Here is an 18,675-nt window from a genome sequence, read left to right as displayed (position 1 = left end):
CTCTCTCCGTGCGGATTCGAGAAAAAAGGGAAGGTACGGAAAAGCGTCAGCGGGCGGTCCGCCGCGCCCGCACCGCTGTGGCCGCGGCGGCGACGGCCCCGACGACGGGGACGGCCAGCGGCAGCACCAGGGCGCCGGACAGCACGACGACGGCCATCCCGCAGACGAGCAGCAGCGAGCCGGCCGGGTCCCGGACGGTGTCCCGGCCGGCCTCGGCCAGGAGGGTGCGCCAGAGGGCGCCGGGCTCCCAGCAGGAGGCGGCGCGTACGACGGCGACCAGGAAGCCGATCAGGGCGAGGATGCCGACCGCGCCCACGAAGGGCCCGCCGGGCAGCCCGGCGCGGACAGCCGCCAGGTCGAGCCAGAGCAGGCCCCCGGCGGCCCATACGGCCACGCCGACGAGCCATCCGCCGCGGGCGGCGGCCCTGGCGTCGTCCGCGAACGCGCGCAGTCCGCCGTGGACGCCGTCGAGGTAGCGGCGCAGGTGCCGGGTCCCCGCGGCGAACGCCGCGGGGAACGTGAACAGTGGCAGGGCGGCGACGGCTATCCACACGCCGACGAGCAGACATTCGGAGAACAGGGCGAAGCGGTTCATGACGCGCGAGCGCCCGGCCGGGGTGCGGGTCTTCGTCGCCACGGTGTCAGCCCTTCAGGCCCGAGGTGGCCATGCCGTCGATCAGATACCGCTGGAAGGCCACGAAGAAGGCCAGCACGGGGAGCAGCGCCACGAGTGACATGGCGACCATGCCGCCGTAGTCCGCTACCGCGTCCTGGTCGATGAACATCTTCAGCCCCAGGGAGACGGTGTAGTTGTCCGGCTCGTTGAGGTACAGCAGCGGGCCCATGAAGTCGTTCCAGGCGTTGATGAACGTGAAGATCGCACTGGTGACGAGCGCCGGCCGGCAGAGCGGCATGACGATGGACCAGTAGGTCCTCAGGTGACCGCAGCCGTCCAGCCGCGCCGCCTCGTCGAGCTCCTTGGGCAGGCCACGCATGAACTGCACCATCAGGAAGACGAAGAAGGCGTCGGTGGCCAGGTACTTGCCGATCAGCAGCGGGGTGAAGGTGTTGATCAGCTCCAGCTTCTGGAACAGGACGTACTGCGGAATGATCAGCACGTGGTACGGCAGCAGGAGCGTGCCGATCATGACGGCGAACATGATGTTGCGGCCGGCGAACCGCACCTTGGCGAAGGCGTAGGCGGTCAGCGAGCAGGACAGCACGACTCCGATCACGGAACCGACGGCTATGTAGGCCGAGTTCAGGAAGAACGTCGAGATCGGGATGTCGGCGATGCCCTCGGTGAGCCGGGCGTAGTTGTCACCGATCGGGTCCGCCGGGAACAGGTCCAGGCCGCCGATGATGTCGGCGCTGGGCTTGAACGAGGCGCCGATCGTCCAGACCACCGGGTAGAGGACCACGGCGAGGATGACGAGCGCACCGAGGTGCCAGGCGAGTGCGCCGGGGCCCCGGCGGCGTACGGCTGTTGTCAGGAGACTCATCGGCCGCCCTCCTCGTAGTGCACCCAGCGCTTCTGGGACCAGAACAGCACGGCGGTGACCAGCCCGACCGCGAGCAGCAGCAGCCATCCCATGGCCGAGGCGAAGCCCATGCGGCTGTTCACGAAGCCTTGTTCGTACAGGTAACAGGTGTAGACGAGCGTCGCGTCGGCCGGTCCGCAGCTGCCGTTGCTGACGATGTAGGCCGAGCCGAAGATCTGGAACGAGTGGATGGTCTCCAGCAGGACGTTGAAGAACAGGACCGGCGAGATCATCGGCAGCGTGATGTGGAAGAACCTGCGCCAGGGGCCGGCTCCGTCCACCTCGGCCGCTTCGTACAGTTCGCGTGGGACCTGCTTGAGGCCGGCCAGGAAGATGACCATCGGCGCGCCGAACTGCCAGACGGTGAGGGCGATCAGCGCGTAGATGATCATCGCGGGGTCGCCGATCCAGCCGCCGACCTCGAAGCCGAACACCTTCTGCGTACGGTCGACGATCGCGTCGTCCGAGAACAGCGCGCGCCAGACGATGGCCGCCGAGACGCTCGCCCCGATGAGGGACGGGGCGTAGAAGGCCGCGCGGTAGAAGGACTGGCCCCACCGCTTCTGCGCGAGCAGCATGGCGACGGCGAGTGCCGCGGCCAGCTTGACCGGGGTGCCGATCAGCACGTACCAGGAGGTGACCTTCACCGACTGGCGCCAGCGGGGGTCGGCGAACATGTCGGTGAAGTTCTGGAGGCCGATCCAGCGCGGGGCTTCGAACAGGTTGTACTCGGTGAACGACAGGTACAGCGAGAACACCATCGGCCCGGCGATCAGGAACAGGAAGCCCGCGATCCAGGGCGACATGAACAGATAGCCGGTCAGGTTCTCGCCGCGGTCCCGCCGCTTCCGCGCGGGGGGCGGCGCGTTTCCTCCGGGACCGTTCCGCTTGGTTACGGAGCGGTCGTCCCCGGCCGCGAGCACGCCCGGGGAGGTGTGGATGTGAGTCACCTCGGTCCTCTCAGTTCGAGCCGAGGGCGGTCTTCGCCTCGGAGAAGAACTGCTTCACGGAGTCCTCCGGCGAGGTCTTGCCCAGGGACAGGTCGGCGCCGATGCGCAGGAACGCCGCCTCGATGACGTCGGCGCCTGCCGGGTGCGGGGTGATCGGCTCCAGGACCCCCGCGTCGGCGATCGCCGTCTCGTACGCGCCGATGGCCTTGCTGGGGGCGTCCGCGGGCTGGTAGGCCTCGAACTGTGCGGTGGTGGCGGGCACTCCGCGGTCGTATCCCATGATCCGGGCGACCTCGGGGTCGTGGGTCATGAAGCTGATGAACGTGGCCACCTCGGCGGGGTGCTTGGTCCGCGCCGTGCCGCTCAGCATCAGCGAGCCCAGGTACTGTCCGGTCTTCTTGCCGTCGGTGCTCGGGATGGGCGCGAGGCCGTAGCTGCTCTTGCCCTCCGCGCTGTAGCGGACCGAGAAGTTGTCCCAGGTGAACTCACCGGCGGACAGACCCTTGGCGGTGGCCGACGCGGGCTTGAGCTGCTCGACCTTGTTGGGGTCGGCGTAGAGACCCGACTTGACCCGCCCGAGGGCCTCGGTCCAGTACGGCAGGAGTTCGTCCTCGCCGAAGCCCATGCCGTCCTCGGTGAAGAACGCCTTGCCGTTCTGGCGGAGGATCAGGTCGTAGAGGTACATCACGCCGTGCGGTCCGGCGTCACCGGCGATCTTCTGGCCGCGCTTGATCTTCTCCAGACCGGCCAGCCAGTCGTCCCACGTCCAGCCGATCTCGGGCGTGATGCCGGCCTTCTCGTACACCTTCTCGTCGATGACCAGGGCCATCGAGTTGCTGCCGACCGGCACGCCGAGCAGCTTGCCGTCGATCTCGGCGAACTTCTCCAGGCCGGAGCGGAAGCCGCCGAGGTCGAGGTTGCCCTTCTCGGCCTGGGGGCCGAGGTCGAGGAGGACGTTCTTCGCCTCGTACTTGCGCAGGAAGGTCACGGCGTTCTGGATGACGTCCGGGGGGTTGCCGCCGGCCGCCTGGGTGTTGAACTTCTTCCAGAAGTCCGCGTACTGCTGGAAGTCCGTCTTCACCTTGATCTTCGGGTGCTTCTTCTCGAAGAGGCTGACGCACTGCTGGACCTTCTTGGCCCGGTCGTCCGCGCCCCACCACGAGTGCCGGATGGTGACCGGACCACCGGAACCGCCGCTGCCCGAGCCGCAGCCGGCCGCGGTCAGGCCGAGACCGGCCGCAGAGAGGCCGGCCAGCTTCAGCAGCTGCCGCCGGTCCATGCCGTTGTTCCGAGACATAGCTCGCCCCCACCGTTCGCATTGAATCGTTTTAGAAAGCGCTTGCTGGGTCAAAGTAGGGAGCGGCAGGGGGCGCGTCAACGGTTAGGACGAAATTTCGGCGACCGGACGACGGGCCGAACGAGCGGCAGGGCCGGCGGAGACGGGAACGCCAGGAGACGCCGATGGCCCGGAAGCTTCTCAGAAGCTTCCGGGCCATCGGTCCGGGGTGGGCGATACTGGGTTCGAACCAGTGACCTCTTCGGTGTGAACGAAGCGCTCTCCCACTGAGCTAATCGCCCCGGCGCACCGCAAACATTACCCCATGTCAGCGGTGCCTCGGGACCACCACCGGGTCACTGGTCGATCTTCCACGGCATCACTATGCCGAACTTCCAGACGTAGATCCCGACCAGCACGGCGATGATCACGAGCCCCACCGTGGTGAGGAAGATGTTGCGCCGCCGGACCTTGGGGTCGAGGGCGCGCTGCGCGGCCTCCGTGACCTTGCGCCGGGTCCAGCGCAGGACGATCTGCGCCCAGACGAATTCGGTGGCCCAGATCGCCATGCCACCGAAGATCACCAGCCACCCCGGGCCCGGCAGCACCAGCATCGCGATGCCCGCGCCGACCACCGCGAGGCCGACCACGAAGATCCCGACCTGCCAGCTCAGGTGGAGCAGCCTCGATTTCCGGATGAACCCGGGCGCCCGCGATCCCAGCTCGCGCTCCGCCGTCCGTTCGTCCCCCGCAGCGGAATCGTCGGCCACCGTCGCGGCGACCTCTCTCCGCTCGTCACTCTCCGCGTTCATGAAGCCCAACCTACCGGAACCTCGATCGTCACCGGAATGGACGCATGACCCAAAGTTACACACCGCCGTACGAGCGACCTGAAGCAGCACAAATAGGTCAGAGGGGTTTACAACGGCACCGTAGGTGGCATGTCGATTTCGCCGACGTGCGAATCCCCGAGCGCACACTGAGCGAAAGGCCCTGGCGCTTATGAACACCACGGTCAGCTGCGAGCTGCACCTGCGCCTCGTTGTGTCGAGCGAGTCCTCACTGCCTGTACCCGCGGGCCTGCGGTATGACACGGCCGATCCCTATGCCGTGCACGCCACCTTCCACACCGGAGCGGAGGAGACGGTCGAATGGGTTTTCGCCCGTGACCTCCTTGCCGAGGGGCTGCACCGGCCCACCGGCACCGGAGACGTCCGCGTCTGGCCATCACGTAGTCACGGCCAAGGCGTCGTCTGCATCGCACTGAGCTCCCCGGAGGGAGAAGCCCTGCTGGAGGCCCCGGCACGGGCCCTGGAGTCGTTCCTGAAGAGGACCGACGCCGCGGTCCCGCCCGGCACCGAGCATCGTCACTTCGACCTCGATACGGAGCTCTCACACATCCTGGCCGAGAGCTGAGCCAGGCCGAGAGCTGCGGGACGCCGTCCGACTCGGGGAGACGGCGTCGCGCGGACAACCTCATAGGGCAGGCACCGGCGCCGTCGCCGCGGAACCCACCGCGGCGGCGGCGCCGCTGTGCGCGGGAGGCGGGAGGCGGGAGGCGGGAGGCGGGAGGCGGGAGGCGGGGCGAACGCGGCCGGGGCGAGTGGGTGTACATCTAGGGTGCCCAGGCCTCGCCACACCCCCCACCATCCGCACCACGCGCCTCACCCGTGCCGCAGGAACGGCCTCCGGAGCCGCCAGAGGGGCACGTGCGCTCCGCGACGCGGCCCGGACGGGAAAAGGGGCCGCACTCCCCCGCCGGGCCCGTACCGGCCCCTGAGTGCCTTCGCCGAGCCAGTAGAGTCTGCCCGCATCGGCGGACGCCCCGTCCGCCGGAGGCCAGGGAGCGAAGCGTGCTGATCCCACACGACACCCGGATCGCCCTCGACACGGTGGTCGATCTGGTGAACACCGCGCCGGAGAGCGGATCGGGCGACGGGCTCGCCGAGCTCACCGCCCTCTACGCCTTCGCGGAGCGCCACCACATCAGCGGCGTGGGCACCCTCGGCGACAAGGACCTGCGCGCCGTGCGGGACGTCCGGGACCGGTTCGCCGAGATATTCGCCGCACCCGACGCCCGCACGGCCGCCGACCTCGTCAACAGCCTGGTCGCCGGGGCCGGCACCACCCCACAGCTCACCGATCACGACGGCTACGACTGGCACGTCCACTACTTCGCTCCGGACGCCTCCGTCGCGGACCACCTCGCGGCCGACTGCGGCATGGCCCTGGCCTTCATCGTCGTGGCCGGCGAGCAGGACCGGCTGCGGCGCTGCGAGGCCCCCGACTGCCGGGACGCCTTCGTCGACCTGTCGCGCAACCGCTCCCGCCGCTACTGCTCCAGCCGCACCTGCGGCAACCGGCTCCATGTCGCCGCGTACCGGGCGCGGCGCCGGGAAGCCGCCCGTTGATCCTCCCCGGACAGCCCGTGCGGCCACCCCCGGGCGGGGGCCGGCCCTGCGGGACGGTGGGCGTCCGGGCGCGGCGGCCTGCGGCCGAGGAAGCGTGGCAGCCGCTCGCGGCAGAAGGGGCGGGACGGCCGCTCACAGCAGGAAGAGATCGTGCAGGGCGGCCATCAGCAGCAGGCCGCCGACGACCGTCAGGAAGATCATCAGCGGCGGCTGGGAAAGCGCGAAGAGGCAGCCACGCGGCTCTTCGGCGGGGGGTGCGGGGACGTCGCCCCGGGATGTGTCCACCATCTCGTAGTGATCATGACGCAGAGCGGACCCTGTTGGCGATCAACAAAGCTTTTCGCAGGGCGAGTTCACACACTCCAGGATGAACGGGAATCGCTCCCGCGTCCGAAGGCCCCGCATGCGTTCGCCCCGCGCGCCCCGACGCCGGGCACCCGCCGGTCCCGGCATACGCCCGCGGGCCCCTGCCCGTGTCAGCGAGGAGCGGCGCTGGAGGCGCGTACGACCAGTTCCGGCTGGAGGACCACACTGCGGTGCCGGTGGCCGCCGTTCTCGTCGTCCGCCTCCTCCAGGAGGAGCTCGGCCGCCATCCTGCCCATCACCACGGCGGGCTGCCGGACCGAGGTGAGGGGCACGGCGGCGGCCGCGGCGAACTCGATGTCGTCGTAGCCGACGATGGCGACGTCCTGCGGCACCCGCACTCCGGCGGCGTACAGCGACTGCAGGACACCGAGGGCCAGCAGGTCGTTGGCACAGAACACCGCGGTCGGTCTGGGTACGAGGCCGAGCAGCCTGGCCCCCGCGTCGCGGCCCGCCGCCACGTCCAGACGGTCGGAGGGGATCTCCACGAGCGCCTCCGGGCCGAGTCCCGCCTCGGCGAGCGCCGCGAGGGCGCCTTCCCGGCGGTCCCGGATCTGATGGAGATCACCGGGTCCGCTCACATAGGCGACGGACCGGTGGCCGGCGGAGACGAGATGACCGACGGCGAGCGTGCCGCCGCGCACGTCGTCCACGGAGACGGCGCAGCTGTCGGTGGTGGCCGCCACGCGGTCGACCAGCACATAGGGGATCCGGTGGCGGGCGAAGGCCTCCAGGTTGCCGCCGGAGGCGTCGGCCGGGGTGACGAGCACACCGCAGACCCGCTGCTCGGCGAAGAGGCCGAGATATTCGGCCTCCTCCTCCGGACTCTGCCCGCTGTTGCAGACCATCACACCGAGACCGGCCTCCCGGGCCGCCCGCTCGGCGCCGCGCGCGACGTCGACGAAGAAGGGGTTGCCCATGTCCAGCACGAGCAGGGCCATGATGCGGCTGCGGCCCGCCCTGAGCTGCCTGGCCGACTCGCTGCGTACGTATCCGAGTTCCTCGATCGCCGCGAGCACACGGGCCCGGGTGTCGGGAAGCACCGCCTCGGGGCGGTTGATCACATTGGAGACCGTGCCCACCGAGACTCCGGCCTGCCGGGCCACGTCCTTGATCCCTGCCACACGCCCCACTTGCCCTGCCCCACTGATGCCGTCCGGCCGCCGCGCGTCGGCGCCGGTCCCTGGTCGCCGGACGGACGTCCAGCGTGGTCCGTCGCGTCGCCGCCGGCCCGCGCCCATCGATTGAATTGTTTCAATCCGCTCGGGACGCTAACCGCATCCACGGGATACCGTCAAGATCGGAGCGGCGCAACCCGAGAATACCCAGAACCGGTACGGGTGCCGTCATCCCGCCGACCGACGTCCGTCATGAATCGATTCATGACGCGTGCATGCCCCGCGTCGACCGGACGTCCTGAGCGGACCTGTCAGATCCCGTGCTTCTTCAGGATGGCCTCGATGTCACTGAAGTCGTCACCGGGGGCGGCGGCCTCTTCCCGCTTCTTCGGCTTCTCCCGCGCCTGCGGGGCCGCTGTCCCTGCCCCCGGGGTCAGCGAGGGTGACGAGGCACCCGGCGCCACCGCCGCGCCCCGCTCCGCCGCCCGGGCGGCCTTGCGCTCCTTGCGGGTCGAGCCGCTCCGGCGCTCCACCGCGCGCGTGGTCACGAAGAGCAGCCAGGCCACGGCCAGCAGCCCGAAGCCGATCCAGACGCTCGGCTTGAAGGCGATGCCGGCCACCCAGTCGACCACACCGGTCATCACCAGCCCGACGGGCACGAGCGAGTAGGCGGCGATCCGGGTCGCCGTGAGGAATCGCTTCCGGTACGCGGTGATCGCGGCGATGCCCAATCCCGCCGCCGACACCGCGGAACAGATGGTCTCGGCAAGCATCGGTGCCTCCAGCGATCGGGATACGTCCCTTCCATCCTGCACCGGCCACTGCCGCGGGGGCCACGGCGCGGGCCCACATCAGGGACATTTCAGGGCCGGGCTCCTCCCCAGGTCCCGATTGGGAAGCGCGGGTCCGGCCTGAAAGACTGGTTTCATGAGCGATTCCCCCTCCGCCGCACCGGTCGTCCTCGACCTCTGGTGCGAGCTCGAGTGCCCCGACTGCCACCGGGCCCTCTCCGACGTCCACGCGCTGCGCGCCCGCTACGGCGACCGGCTGGAGGTACGGCTGCGCCACTTCCCGCTGGAGAAGCACAAGCACGCGTACGCCGCGGCGCAGGCCGCCGAGGAGGCCATCGTCCAGGGCAGGGGATGGCCGTACATCGAGGCGGTGCTGGCCCGCACCGCCGACCTCGCGCGCGTGGGCGAGCCCCTGCTGCTCGAGGTGGCGGGCGAACTGGGTCTGGACGCCGAGGAGTTCGACACCGCCCTGATCGACGGCCGGCATCTGCTGATCGTGGACGCGGACCAGGCGGAGGGCAAGGCGATCGGCGTCACCGGGACCCCGACGTACGTGATCGGTGACGAGCGGCTGGACGGCGGGAAGAGCCAGGACGGGCTGCTCGCGCGCATCGAGGAGATCGCCGACCGCCTGCTCGCCGGGCAGGACTGACAGCCCGGCCACGTCGACGGCCGGTCACAGCGCCTTGGCCAGGTTGTACTGCGTCACCTCGTAACCGAGCGACTCGTACAGCCGCAGGGCGGGTGTGTTGTCCGCGAAGACGTGCAGGCCGAGGAGGCCGAGGCCGGCGTCGAGCGTGATGTCCTCCGCGAGGTGCATCAGCGCCCGGCCGTATCCGCGCCCCCGGTGCTCCTCGCGCACCTCCACGTCGAAGACGTAGCCGAGGTCGTCACCGTCCGGCACCTCACGCCGTGCCACCCAGACGTGGCCGACGACGGCATCGTCGTGGACGAGGACGCGGAAGTACATGCCGCGGGTGGCCAGGCCGTCCGGCAGACTGGTGGCGTGGTCGGTCTCGGTCTTGCGCCGCGCCTGCTCCTCCGGGACACCGCGCTCCACCCACTCCCGCGTGTACGTGTCGGCGCTGGTGGCCGCCCACGCGGCGTACTCCCGCTCGGTCATGGGACGTCCGGTGACCCCTGCGGGCAGTGCGGGGGCGGGCCGGCTGAGCGGCTTCAGCATGTTGCGGCTGCGCTCGGTGTAGCCGAGTACCGTCGCCAGGGCCCGGGCGGCATGGTTGCCCTCGGGGGCCACCAGGCGGACCTGCGTACAGCCCCAGCCGCGGAGCACCTCCTCGGCGGCGAGCGCGGCGATGGTCCCCCGGCCGCGCCTCCGGTGCGCCTCGTCGATGCGGAGCGACCGGAGTATGCCCGCCGAGGCGCCGAAGGCCGGGTCGGTGGAGATGGCGACGGCGCCCACGGGCCGCCCGTTGTCGCACACGTCGTACGTCCGTGCCCGTACGCCGTCGGCGCCTTGCTGGACCGGCTCGGCCGGCCGGATGGTCGTGGTCATCAGGTCGTTCTATCCGCTGGGCGGCGGGCCGTCACCCCTTTTACGGTTCCGGTTCCGGTGTCCGCCCCGGATCACGGGTCGAGATTGTCCGCCGCGCGCTCGTCGAAGAGCCGCGCGGCCTTCGCCGTCACGGGCCCCGGGGCGCCGGGCAGCTCCCGCGCGTCGACCCGGTGGACGGCCTGGATGTCGCGGAGCGTGGAGGTCAGGAAGATCTCGTCGGCCTGTTCGAGCACGTCCAGCGGGAGGTCGGTCTCCTGCGCGCCCGTCCACTCCACCGCCAGTGCGCGGGTGATCCCCGCGAGGCACCCGGACGTGACGGGAGGCGTGTGGATCCGGCCGTCCAGGACGACGAAGACGTTGGAGCCGGTGCCTTCGCAGAGCTGCCCGACCGTGTTCGGGAACAGCGCCTCCGAGACACCCTGCTCGTGGGCGCGTGCGAGAGCGACGACGTTCTCGGCGTACGAGGTGGTCTTGAGGCCCGTCACCGCGCCGCGTTCGTTGCGCGGCCAGGGGACGGTCACGACGGCGGTGCTGTCCGGACGGCGTGCCGCCTCGCCCAGCGCGACGACCAGGCTGGGCCGGGCGTTCCCGCGCTCCGAGCCGAGCGGTGACAGACCACCGGTGCAGGTGATCCGGAGCCGGCCGAGCTCCATGGGATTGGCCTCGACGACCGTCGCCACCGCGTGGCGGACCTCGTCGTGGTCGGGGCCCGTCAGGCCCAGGCCCCTGGCCGAGCGCGTCAGCCGGTCGAGGTGCCGGGTGAGGGCGAAGGGGCGGCCCCCGGCGACCTTGACGGTCTCGAAGACGCCGTCCCCCACGGTCAGCCCGTGGTCGAGCACGGACAGCCGCGCGTCATCGGCGTCACGCAGTCCGCCGTTGACCCAGATCCTCATGAAACGGTCCTTCCTGTCTCCTCGTACGCGCCCGACGCTACAGCGAGCAGGCGTGAGGCCTTGAGCTCGGTCTCGGCCCATTCGCGCGCCGGGTCCGATCCCCAGGTGATGCCGGCTCCGGTGCCGAACCGGAGAAGGGGCGCGGGCCCGGTGCGGTCGATCCAGAAGGTCCTTATGCCGACGGCCAGTTCCGCGGTGCCCCGATCGGCGTCCACCCAGCCGAGGGCTCCGCAATAGGGGCCGCGGGGGGCCGTCTCCAGGGCGTCGATGATCCCCAGCGCGCTGGACTTGGGCGCGCCGGTGACGGATCCGGGCGGGAACGCGGCGGTGAGCAGCCGCGGCCAGCCGACGCCGTCGGCGAGCCGTCCGCGCACGGTGGAGACGAGGTGGACGAGCCCGGGGTGCTTCTCCACGGCGCAGAGGTCCGGGACGGTCACGCTGCCGGGTTCACAGACCATGCCCAGGTCGTTGCGGACCAGATCCACGATCATGACGTTCTCCGCGTGGTCCTTCTCCAGCAGATCGCCCTCGGTGCGCCCGGTGCCCTTGATCGGACCGGACTCGACGGTCCGGCCGTCGCGTGCGAGGAAGAGCTCGGGAGAGGCGGTGGCGATCTCCACGCCGTGCTCCGGGAGGCGGATCGTTCCCGCGTAGGGTGCCGGGTTGCCGCGGGCGAGCAGCGCCGTGAGCGCGTCCACGTCGGTCCGGGGTCCGGGCAGCGGCGCGGACAGGACTCTGCAGAGGTTGGCCTGGTAGACCTCGCCGGCCGCGATGTGTTCACGGATCCGTCGTACGCCGGCCATGTAGGCCTGCTCGTCGAGTGAGGACGTCCACTCCTGCGGGGAGGGCCCTCGCCAGGCGCCGGGCACGGGGAGCGGGACCTCCTCGGAGCGCACGGTGGCGAAGCGGGCACAGACCGGGCGGCCTTCGAAGTCGACACAGACCGCCCAGAAACCGGACGATTCAAGAGCGGCTGGGTCGCTGGTGACGTCCAGCAGGCCGGTGGCGACGAGGCCACCGAAACGGGCAAGGGGGGTGAGGTCGCGCACGTGACCGAGTCTAAGGCGGCACGCGGTGACCTGCGGCGGGCGACGGTGGCGCAGCACGCTGCGCAAACGCGTTTTTGTGCTGGCCCGGGAATCCGCTAGAGTTCAACACGTCGCCGGGACGCGCAAGCGGTCCGGGAAAGACAAGCGGACGTAGCTCAGTTGGTAGAGCGCAACCTTGCCAAGGTTGAGGTCGCCAGTTCGAACCTGGTCGTCCGCTCGCAGTAGATGGGGGATCTTCCCGAGCCCCCATCCCTGGTGGAGTGGCCGAGAGGCGAGGCAACGGCCTGCAAAGCCGTCTACACGGGTTCAAATCCCGTCTCCACCTCCAAGGACGATTAGCTCAGCGGGAGAGCACTTCCCTGACACGGAAGGGGTCACTGGTTCAATCCCAGTATCGTCCACCGGTCCGCAAGGACCCCCGCGCGATTAGCTCAGCGGGAGAGCGCTTCCCTGACACGGAAGAGGTCACTGGTTCAATCCCAGTATCGCGCACGCAGTACACGCAGGGTCACCCTGCGCGATTAGCTCAGCGGGAGAGCGCTTCCCTGACACGGAAGAGGTCACTGGTTCAATCCCAGTATCGCGCACCAGCCGAAGCCCCCGGTCGTCTCGACGACCGGGGGCTTCGTCGTGGGCGGTGGAGGTTCAGCCGGTGAAGAGCTGGGTGGCCTTGCGGACGAGCTCGTACAGTCCGTAGGCGAACGGCACGGCGACCCAGAGCCAGACGAACGTCATGAGGGGCTTACGACTGCTGCTGGTGGACACGGGGGCTCCCTTCCGGTACCTCGTGGAAACGGGCGTGGACCGGGCGGATGCATTCGTTGGCGACGAAGCCGACGATCAGCAGCCCGATCATGATCGTCAGGGAGGTCGTGTAGAGGCTGGGCCCGCTGTGTCCTGCCCGCTCCCCCGCGTCCGCGATCCGGTTGACGATCAGCGGGCCGAGGACACCGGCCGTGGACCAGGCGGTCAGCAGGCGGCCGTGGATGGCTCCCACCTGGTAGGTGCCGAAGAGGTCCTTCAGATAGGCCGGCGCGGTCGAGAACCCGCCGCCGTAGAAGGAGAGGATCACCAGCGCGCAGCAGATGAAGAGCGGCTTGGAGTCGTCGCCCAGCTGGGCGATGACCACGTACATGAGCGCGCCGACGCCGAGGTAGATCCGGTACATGTTCTTACGGCCGATCAGGTCCGAGGTGGAGGACCACAGGAGGCGTCCGCCCATGTTGGCCAGCGAGAGCAGGGCGACGAAGCCCGCCGCCGCGGAGACCGAGACCGGGCCGGCGGTGTTCGTGAAGAAGTCCTGGATCATGGGCACGGCCTTCTCGAGGATGCCGATGCCCGCGGTGACGTTCATGCAGAGGACCACCCACAGACACCAGAACTGCGGTGTGCGCAGGGCGTTGCGGGCGGAGACCTGGGCGTTGGTGACGAGCCTGCGGGTCTCCTGCTTCGGTTCCCAGCCGTCGGGGAGCCAGCCGTCCGGCGGCACCCGTACGAGGAAGACGCCGAGTGCCATGAAGGCGGCGTATACGACACCGTGGACGAGGAAGGCCGTGGCGATGCCGGAACGGTCCGTCCCGAAGCTCTCCAGCATCCCGGTGGACCAGGGTGAGGCGATGAGGGCGCCGCCGCCGAATCCCATGATGGCGATGCCGGTGGCCATGCCGGGGCGGTCGGGGAACCACTTGATGAGGGTGGAGACCGGCGAGATGTAGCCGATGCCGAGGCCTATGCCGCCGATGAATCCGTAGCCGAGGACGACGAGCCAGTACTGGCCTGTCGAGGCGCCCAGCGCGGCGACGAGGAAGCCGGAGGAGAAGCAGACGAGGGAGACGAACATCGCCCAGCGTGGACCGTTGCGTTCGACGAGGGTGCCGCCGAACGCGGCCGAGAGGCCGAGCATGACGATGCCCAGCTGGAACGGGAGAGCACTGGCGGTGCCCGAGAGGTCGAGGGCGGACTCGAGCGGGGGCTTGAACACGCTCCAGGCGTAGGCCTGTCCGATGGAGAGGTGCACGGCGAGCGCGGCGGGCGGTACGAGCCAGCGGCTCCACCCCGGGGGCGCGACAGTCCGGGACCTGTCGAGGAAGTTCATGGATCCGCACTCTAGGCATCAGCCATGGCCATGACTAGATCATGAGAGGAAGTCGTCGACCGTATGCAATGCGGGCCCGGGCAACGGCCCGGGCCCGCCCTGCGGCACTACCCGCTCAGAAGTCGCGGTCAGGAGCTGAACAGCATCCGGCCGAAGCTCTTCTGACGGTGGTGGCCGCCGTGATGACCGCCCTGGTGCGGCGCTCCCCAGGCGGGGGCCGGCGCGGCGGGGTACGGCTGCTGAGCGGCGGGGTAGCCCTGCTGCGGGGCGGGCGGGGCCTGCTGTGCCCACTGCGACTCCAGGCGGGTCAGGGACTCCAGCTCGCCGTAGTCGAGGAATATCCCGCGGCAGCCGCTGCACTGCTCGATCTGCACACCGTTGCGGTTGTACGTGTTCATCGGCGCATGACACTTGGGGCACTGGATCATCGGGTGGACTCCTCAGGTCGTGGCGGCGTCACCGGATACCTGCCCGGCGGCGCTGGCTTCACCCTACGACGCGTATGCGGACGCCAACTCGGGTGGCAGGGACGCAATTCGGACACATGCATCGATCATCAGCTGTTCCACCTCATCCGGACTGCGGCCCTCCGTCGCGGACTTGGCGAGGGCGAGGGCGGCCGTCTGCACGGTGAGCGCCCGCGCCGCGACGTCCAGCTCGGGCCATGGGTCCCCCTCGGCCCGTACGGCGGGGCCGCCGGAGGCCCGGTAGGTGTCGAGGAAGCGCAGCCAGATCTCGGGCGACAGCAGCCCTGCGGCGTACCAGGCCGCGGGCCGCGCCAGGTCCCAGGCGGGGTCGCCCAGGCCCGTGTCGTCCATGTCGATCAGCAGCCAGGGGCCGCGCCGCGCGGGGTGCCGCACGAGCTGTCCGAGGTGGAGGTCGCCGTGGCAGAGGAAGCCGTCCCGGTGTTCCGGCGTCGGCTGCTCGGCGCGGGCCCAGCCGGGCAGCCCCCGCCAGGCGGCCAGCACGGGATCGGCAGCCGGGTCGCCGGGGCGGGCGGCTCGCATCCGCGCCACGGCCCGGGCGGCCTTGACCGGTCCGCGCATCGGCGGGAGCGGGTGCGGCGGCGGGGTGCGGTGCAGCCGGGCCAGGAGGGCCGCGGCTTCCTCCCAGGGGGCGGCGTCGGGGTCCGAGGGGTCGACGGGCGTACCGTACGGCCAGAGGCTCACGGTGCGGCCGTCGGCGCTGTCCGGTCGCCCGTCCGGGGCCGGCAGGGGCGGGAGCAGGATCCCCGCCAGCCGGGGTGACGCGGCCAGGGACAGGCGGGCCGCCAGGGCGGCGGGGTCCGAGTCCGGGGCGTGCGCCTTGGCGACGTGCGGGCCGCTGCGGACCACCGTGGCGTCGGGCCGGTCCGCGAGCACCTGGGGCGGCGCGCACACGCATGCCGTGGTCGCGGCGTGGGCGCCCTCGTGCGCGAGTTCGCCCAGCGCGCGTACGACAGGGGTGGTGGTCATCGGATCGGCTCCCGCGCAGGTGATCGGCCGGCTCGCGGCCGGTCCCGGCGGCGATCGTACGCGGCCGGCGGCGCCGTGGCGGGCGACGGGCCGCCGCGGCGGCGGAACGGGTCCGGACAGCGCGATGTCCGGCCAGCTCCCCAGCTGGCCGGACAAACGCTGCCGTCCGCCGCACCCCCGTCCCCACGGGGCTGTTGGCCGGATGTCCCGGTCCGGACCGCTCTTCCGGACCCGGGGCGCCGCTCAGCGCCCCAGCATCACGCCCACGGACGACGCCTGTGTGACCACTGCGTCCCAGCCGCCGAAGACGACGACCAGCAGGGCCGCCAGGGGAAGGACCATGGCTGTCGCCACCAGCGGGTGGCGTGTGCCGGACGTGCGTACGCCGAGCGAGGCGTATGCCCTGCTGCCCTGCGTGCGGGTGATCGTCCGCGCGGCCGTGTCCGCCATGGTTCCTCTCCTGACCTGTTCCGGAGCGGCGGGCGTCTGGCCTCGGGGGACGAGTTCCACGCCCGCCGCTTGACTTCAACATTAGGGAGAGGGAGGGCCCACGGCGTCATGCCCGCGTACCGAATGCCGGGCCTCCCGGAGGATGAGCCGACCACCTCCGGTGTACTCCCCTGGGTGGAGAAACAGTGAGGGTCGCGGTACCCGCCACCTAAGGGTTCGGCCCGAGGTTCCTTCCGCCACGGGTCAGGGCTTGGCGTTCGCCATCGACAGCAGCCGGTCGAAGACGGCCGCGTCGGCCCGGACCCCGTCGTGCGCGTGGTCGGGGGTGACCCAGGTGCGCAGCCCTCGCACCGCGTCGGCGGTGGCGAGCGCCTGTTCGCGGTCGACGTACATGTCGTCGTGGTAGACGGCGGCCACCACGGGGACCTCGTTGGCCGCCAGCCGGCCGAGGTCGTAGAGCGCGGGCCAGTCGGTGCGTGCGGCGAGGGCTTCCGCGGCGCCCCGCAGGGGGACGAGTGCGGGGTCCTCCTCGAACTGCCAGGGGTAGACCATCTCTCCGGTGAAACGGACCGGGCCGCCGGACCCGGCGTCGAAGGAGGGGAACTCCTGGCGGATCCGGTGCGCGGACCAGTCCGTGGGGCGGTGCCCCTGGGCGTATATCGGCTCGTGCAGCGCCGCGTAGAGCGGGCGTTCGGCGAAGGACACCGCGGCGTCGACGCCCCGCAGGAACGTGTCGGTGAGCTCGGGCCCCCGCACGCCGTCCGTGAACGCGGTCTCCAGAAGGTAGTGCAGCGAGTCGAACTTCGCCGCCGTGCCGAAGGTGATGCCGAGCGTCTGGAAGCGGCGCACGGTGAGCCGTTCACCGGTCGGCATGCGTACGTCGTGCGCCGCCAGGTGTGCGGCGACGGCGTCGGCGAGCCGCTGGTCTCCCGGATAGCGCGCGAAGTAGCGCTCGTTGTGCGCGAGGGTGCGGGCGTAGGCGGCCCGGTACACGTCGTCGGCGTGGCCGGTCAGCGTGGGCAGACCGCCGGTGATGTATGCCTGGGCCAGACCTTCGGGGGCGAGACTGAGGTAGGTGAGGGTCGCGAAGCCGCCGAAGCTCTGCCCGAGTACGCTCCACGGCCGCTCGTCCTGGAAGTACCGGCGCAGCAGTTCGGCGTCACGGACGATCGAGTCGGCCCGGAAGAGGCCGAGGTGGCGGGCGGCGGCCGGGTGATCGGTGCCGAACCGGGCGAGGGTGCGCCGGTCGGCGGGGGCGGAGCGTCCTGTGCCGCGCTGGTCCATCAGGACGACTCGGTGGCCGGCGAGGGCACGCCGGAGCCAGGCTCCCGCCGCGTTCGGCCGTTCCGCGCGGCCGCCCGGGCCGCCCTGGAGCCAGAGCAGCCGGGGCAGGTTCTCGTGCTCCCGGCCCTCGGCCACCACTTCGCGGGCGAACAGGCTGATGGACGGGGAGCCGGGGTCCCGGTGGTCGAGCGGCACGTCGAGGGTGTGGTCGGTGCAGACCAGACCGCCGTGGCGGTAGGAGACGGGCGGGGGCGTGGACATGGTCGCTCCTTGTCGCGGTGAGGGAGGTCGGGGCGGGGGGAGTTGACGGTGCGCCGGCGGAGCGGGCCGCGTCGGTGCGCGGACGGTCGCGGGCAGGTGTCCCACGGGCCGGTGGCCGCCGGGGGCCGCGGGCAGGCGTCGGGGGGGCCGCCCGCGGCCGTACTGGCTCAGTAGCCGGCGACGCCGAGCTCGCGGCAGATCTCCACGAGCCGGGGGTGCACGTAACGCCCGTTCTCCTCTATCGCGACACCGTCGAGGTAGATGGACGGGCCGAGCACGCTGCCGTCGGTGTGCGCGGCGGCGACCCACGGCTCGCCGCCGATCCAGGCGCCCTTGGTGCCGATGCCGAGCTCGACGCAGCCGAAGACGCGCTCGTCCTCCACGATCCGGCCCGTCGGGGCGAGTACGCCCGGGTTGAAGCCGAGGGACCAGTGGGCGACGCGGAACATGTTCGGGTCGTCGAAGGACTCCATCCAGCGGCGGAAGGTGTCTGCGTCGGCGCCGCCCTCGATCCTGGTCACGACGCCCTTCTCGACGGTGCAGCGGACCGGGGAGCGCAGCAGGCCGATCTCGTCCGGCGGCCACAGGGCGCCGTCGAAGACGAGAACACCGTCCTGCGTCTCCTCCAGAGGGTTCCAGGAGATCTGGCCTGACAGCATGACCGTCTCGCCGGGCTTCTCCGCGGGCTTGCCGCGCAGGTTGATCGGGCGGTCGCCGTTGCGGCCCACGAGGTCGGTGCCGTTGGCGGAGGTGATACGGACCTCGTCGGCGGCTTCGAGGAGCGCGACGAGTTCCTTGCCCAGGCGGATGACTCCCTGGAAGTCCGGGCGCCCGACGGTGGCGACCAGCATCTGGACGTCCATGGCGGTGAGGTTGGTGTACCGGCAGCCGTTCGCCATGGCGGCGCGGAAGGCGTCGGAGTGCATCAGGTAGGAGACCGCGAACTCGATCCACACGTCGGCGTCGGCGATGGCGCCGGCCACGGGGCGGGGCGGCTCCATCGAGGCGCCGGGCAGCGTCTCGTACCAGACGATGACGGGGTGCGCGCCGGCGGCGGCGACGGCCTGGGCGGTCGCCTCGACGACCCGGCGGTCGCTGCTGGTGTCCCCGGTGAGGACGACGTGCTCGCCGCGCTTGACGAGCATGACCTCCTCGACGAGCTTGCGTGCGGCCAGGGCCAGTTCGAAGCTGAGGTACTCGGAACGCGGTTCGAGCCTGCTGTACAT

At 70.9% G+C, this 18,675-nt stretch carries 20 protein-coding genes and 6 tRNA genes; 8 read left to right on the top strand and 18 right to left on the bottom strand.

The genetic code is table 11. From position 1 onward, the window contains the following. Positions 1-46: 46 nt before the first annotated feature. From AB0P41_RS11090 to AB0P41_RS11065, 6 genes are all read right to left on the bottom strand, one after another. Entirely contained in the window at positions 47-595 is a 549-nt protein-coding gene (locus tag AB0P41_RS11090; protein WP_356712731.1) for a hypothetical protein, read from the bottom strand. Positions 596-641: 46 nt separating this feature from the next. Continuing rightward, positions 642-1,502, bottom strand: coding sequence for a carbohydrate ABC transporter permease (locus tag AB0P41_RS11085; RefSeq protein ID WP_365931404.1), 861 nt, complete (start codon positions 1,500-1,502; stop codon positions 642-644). Then, positions 1,499-2,491 (bottom strand): sugar ABC transporter permease, encoded by a 993-nt coding sequence (locus AB0P41_RS11080; protein ID WP_356712434.1) that lies wholly within the window; start codon positions 2,489-2,491, stop codon positions 1,499-1,501. The genes AB0P41_RS11085 and AB0P41_RS11080 overlap by 4 nt, the downstream gene beginning before the upstream one ends. A gap of 10 nt (positions 2,492-2,501) precedes the next feature. Further along, the gene (locus AB0P41_RS11075) at positions 2,502-3,788 is read right to left on the bottom strand and encodes an extracellular solute-binding protein (protein WP_356712432.1); all 1,287 of its coding nucleotides are present in this window, start codon (positions 3,786-3,788) and stop codon (positions 2,502-2,504) included. A 209-nt stretch (positions 3,789-3,997) separates the two neighbouring features. After that, positions 3,998-4,069 (bottom strand) — tRNA-Val (locus AB0P41_RS11070). Between the two features lie 54 nt (positions 4,070-4,123). Further along, positions 4,124-4,579: a TIGR02611 family protein gene (locus AB0P41_RS11065; protein WP_365931403.1), complete on the bottom strand. Its 456-nt coding sequence runs from the start codon at positions 4,577-4,579 to the stop codon at positions 4,124-4,126. Positions 4,580-4,769: 190 nt separating this feature from the next. Here AB0P41_RS11065 and AB0P41_RS11060 point away from each other — a divergent pair, with 190 nt between their 5' ends. Both AB0P41_RS11060 and AB0P41_RS11055 read left to right on the top strand, forming a co-directional pair. Next, positions 4,770-5,183 (top strand): SsgA family sporulation/cell division regulator, encoded by a 414-nt coding sequence (locus AB0P41_RS11060; RefSeq protein WP_003959770.1) that lies wholly within the window; start codon positions 4,770-4,772, stop codon positions 5,181-5,183. Positions 5,184-5,620: 437 nt separating this feature from the next. Beyond that, entirely contained in the window at positions 5,621-6,178 is a 558-nt protein-coding gene (locus AB0P41_RS11055; protein ID WP_356712429.1) for a CGNR zinc finger domain-containing protein, read from the top strand. 132 nt (positions 6,179-6,310) lie between these two features. Here the strand turns inward: AB0P41_RS11055 and AB0P41_RS11050 are convergent, their stop codons facing one another. The 3 genes from AB0P41_RS11050 to AB0P41_RS11040 form a co-directional block, all read right to left on the bottom strand. Next, on the bottom strand, positions 6,311-6,466 hold the full coding sequence (locus AB0P41_RS11050) for a hypothetical protein (protein WP_356712427.1): 156 nt from the start codon (positions 6,464-6,466) through the stop codon (positions 6,311-6,313). Positions 6,467-6,654: 188 nt separating this feature from the next. Beyond that, positions 6,655-7,674, bottom strand: a complete 1,020-nt coding sequence (locus tag AB0P41_RS11045; RefSeq protein ID WP_356712425.1) for a LacI family DNA-binding transcriptional regulator — start codon at positions 7,672-7,674, stop codon at positions 6,655-6,657. Positions 7,675-7,970: 296 nt separating this feature from the next. Then, the gene (locus AB0P41_RS11040) at positions 7,971-8,432 is read right to left on the bottom strand and encodes a hypothetical protein (protein WP_356712423.1); all 462 of its coding nucleotides are present in this window, start codon (positions 8,430-8,432) and stop codon (positions 7,971-7,973) included. Between the two features lie 154 nt (positions 8,433-8,586). On the opposite strand from AB0P41_RS11040, the gene AB0P41_RS11035 reads away from it, so the two are divergent. Beyond that, positions 8,587-9,102, top strand: a complete 516-nt coding sequence (locus tag AB0P41_RS11035; RefSeq protein WP_365931401.1) for a DsbA family protein — start codon at positions 8,587-8,589, stop codon at positions 9,100-9,102. A 24-nt stretch (positions 9,103-9,126) separates the two neighbouring features. On the opposite strand, the gene AB0P41_RS11030 is transcribed toward AB0P41_RS11035, so the two are convergent. The 3 genes from AB0P41_RS11030 to AB0P41_RS11020 all read right to left on the bottom strand — a co-directional run bounded on the left by AB0P41_RS11030 (position 9,127) and on the right by AB0P41_RS11020 (position 11,905). Further along, entirely contained in the window at positions 9,127-9,963 is an 837-nt protein-coding gene (locus tag AB0P41_RS11030) for a GNAT family N-acetyltransferase (RefSeq protein WP_365931400.1), read from the bottom strand. A 71-nt stretch (positions 9,964-10,034) separates the two neighbouring features. Continuing rightward, entirely contained in the window at positions 10,035-10,856 is an 822-nt protein-coding gene (locus AB0P41_RS11025) for an aminodeoxychorismate lyase (protein WP_365931398.1), read from the bottom strand. Continuing rightward, positions 10,853-11,905 (bottom strand): chorismate-binding protein, encoded by a 1,053-nt coding sequence (locus tag AB0P41_RS11020; protein WP_356712415.1) that lies wholly within the window; start codon positions 11,903-11,905, stop codon positions 10,853-10,855. Before AB0P41_RS11020 ends, AB0P41_RS11025 begins: the two co-directional genes overlap by 4 nt. A gap of 144 nt (positions 11,906-12,049) precedes the next feature. Here AB0P41_RS11020 and AB0P41_RS11015 point away from each other — a divergent pair. The 5 genes from AB0P41_RS11015 to AB0P41_RS10995 all read left to right on the top strand — a co-directional run bounded on the left by AB0P41_RS11015 (position 12,050) and on the right by AB0P41_RS10995 (position 12,495). Further along, positions 12,050-12,122: transfer RNA gene (locus tag AB0P41_RS11015), tRNA-Gly, on the top strand. Between the two features lie 37 nt (positions 12,123-12,159). After that, positions 12,160-12,233, top strand: a tRNA-Cys gene (locus tag AB0P41_RS11010). A gap of 1 nt (position 12,234) precedes the next feature. Then, positions 12,235-12,306: transfer RNA gene (locus AB0P41_RS11005), tRNA-Val, on the top strand. Positions 12,307-12,325: 19 nt separating this feature from the next. After that, a tRNA-Val gene (locus AB0P41_RS11000) sits at positions 12,326-12,397 on the top strand. A 23-nt stretch (positions 12,398-12,420) separates the two neighbouring features. Further along, positions 12,421-12,495, top strand: a tRNA-Val gene (locus tag AB0P41_RS10995). Between the two features lie 152 nt (positions 12,496-12,647). Here the strand turns inward: AB0P41_RS10995 and AB0P41_RS10990 are convergent. The 6 genes from AB0P41_RS10990 to AB0P41_RS10965 all read right to left on the bottom strand — a co-directional run bounded on the left by AB0P41_RS10990 (position 12,648) and on the right by AB0P41_RS10965 (position 18,675). Beyond that, positions 12,648-14,000 carry an OFA family MFS transporter gene (locus AB0P41_RS10990; RefSeq protein WP_365931396.1) on the bottom strand — a complete coding sequence of 451 codons (1,353 nt, stop codon included), beginning with the start codon at positions 13,998-14,000 and terminating at the stop codon, positions 12,648-12,650. 128 nt (positions 14,001-14,128) lie between these two features. After that, positions 14,129-14,428, bottom strand: coding sequence for a zf-TFIIB domain-containing protein (locus AB0P41_RS10985; RefSeq protein WP_104790358.1), 300 nt, complete (start codon positions 14,426-14,428; stop codon positions 14,129-14,131). Between the two features lie 63 nt (positions 14,429-14,491). After that, a complete protein-coding gene (locus tag AB0P41_RS10980) occupies positions 14,492-15,454 on the bottom strand; it encodes an aminoglycoside phosphotransferase family protein (protein WP_356712410.1) in 963 nt (320 codons plus the stop codon). Positions 15,455-15,697: 243 nt separating this feature from the next. Continuing rightward, on the bottom strand, positions 15,698-15,904 hold the full coding sequence (locus tag AB0P41_RS10975; RefSeq protein WP_356712408.1) for a hypothetical protein: 207 nt from the start codon (positions 15,902-15,904) through the stop codon (positions 15,698-15,700). 243 nt (positions 15,905-16,147) lie between these two features. Continuing rightward, complete coding sequence (locus AB0P41_RS10970; RefSeq protein WP_356712406.1) at positions 16,148-17,449, bottom strand: alpha/beta fold hydrolase; 1,302 nt, start codon at positions 17,447-17,449, stop codon at positions 16,148-16,150. A gap of 167 nt (positions 17,450-17,616) precedes the next feature. Continuing rightward, positions 17,617-18,675, bottom strand: a complete 1,059-nt coding sequence (locus AB0P41_RS10965; RefSeq protein WP_356712729.1) for a hypothetical protein — start codon at positions 18,673-18,675, stop codon at positions 17,617-17,619.

This window comes from Streptomyces sp. NPDC079167, assembly GCF_040686735.1.
Classification (GTDB): Bacteria; Actinomycetota; Actinomycetes; order Streptomycetales; family Streptomycetaceae; genus Streptomyces.
Note: the sequence above shows the minus strand (reverse complement) of the source record. Positions and strands in the feature narration are given on the sequence as shown.

Excerpts from the sequence above, each read along its gene's own strand:
- AB0P41_RS10975 (WP_356712408.1), bottom strand. The coding sequence starts at position 15,904 with ATGGCGGACACGGCCGCGCGGACGATCACCCGCACGCAGGGCAGCAGG.
- AB0P41_RS11090 (WP_356712731.1), bottom strand. The coding sequence starts at position 595 with ATGAACCGCTTCGCCCTGTTCTCCGAATGTCTGCTCGTCGGCGTGTGG.
- AB0P41_RS10990 (WP_365931396.1), bottom strand. The coding sequence starts at position 14,000 with ATGAACTTCCTCGACAGGTCCCGGACTGTCGCGCCCCCGGGGTGGAGC.
- AB0P41_RS10970 (WP_356712406.1), bottom strand. The coding sequence starts at position 17,449 with ATGTCCACGCCCCCGCCCGTCTCCTACCGCCACGGCGGTCTGGTCTGC.
- AB0P41_RS10965 (WP_356712729.1), bottom strand. The coding sequence starts at position 18,675 with ATGTACAGCAGGCTCGAACCGCGTTCCGAGTACCTCAGCTTCGAACTG.
- AB0P41_RS11025 (WP_365931398.1), bottom strand. The coding sequence starts at position 10,856 with ATGAGGATCTGGGTCAACGGCGGACTGCGTGACGCCGATGACGCGCGG.
- AB0P41_RS11040 (WP_356712423.1), bottom strand. The coding sequence starts at position 8,432 with ATGCTTGCCGAGACCATCTGTTCCGCGGTGTCGGCGGCGGGATTGGGC.
- AB0P41_RS11075 (WP_356712432.1), bottom strand. The coding sequence starts at position 3,788 with ATGTCTCGGAACAACGGCATGGACCGGCGGCAGCTGCTGAAGCTGGCC.
- AB0P41_RS11030 (WP_365931400.1), bottom strand. The coding sequence starts at position 9,963 with ATGACCACGACCATCCGGCCGGCCGAGCCGGTCCAGCAAGGCGCCGAC.
- AB0P41_RS11085 (WP_365931404.1), bottom strand. The coding sequence starts at position 1,502 with ATGAGTCTCCTGACAACAGCCGTACGCCGCCGGGGCCCCGGCGCACTC.
- AB0P41_RS10985 (WP_104790358.1), bottom strand. The coding sequence starts at position 14,428 with ATGATCCAGTGCCCCAAGTGTCATGCGCCGATGAACACGTACAACCGC.
- AB0P41_RS11035 (WP_365931401.1), top strand. The coding sequence starts at position 8,587 with ATGAGCGATTCCCCCTCCGCCGCACCGGTCGTCCTCGACCTCTGGTGC.
- AB0P41_RS10980 (WP_356712410.1), bottom strand. The coding sequence starts at position 15,454 with ATGACCACCACCCCTGTCGTACGCGCGCTGGGCGAACTCGCGCACGAG.
- AB0P41_RS11065 (WP_365931403.1), bottom strand. The coding sequence starts at position 4,579 with ATGAACGCGGAGAGTGACGAGCGGAGAGAGGTCGCCGCGACGGTGGCC.
- AB0P41_RS11060 (WP_003959770.1), top strand. The coding sequence starts at position 4,770 with ATGAACACCACGGTCAGCTGCGAGCTGCACCTGCGCCTCGTTGTGTCG.
- AB0P41_RS11050 (WP_356712427.1), bottom strand. The coding sequence starts at position 6,466 with ATGGTGGACACATCCCGGGGCGACGTCCCCGCACCCCCCGCCGAAGAG.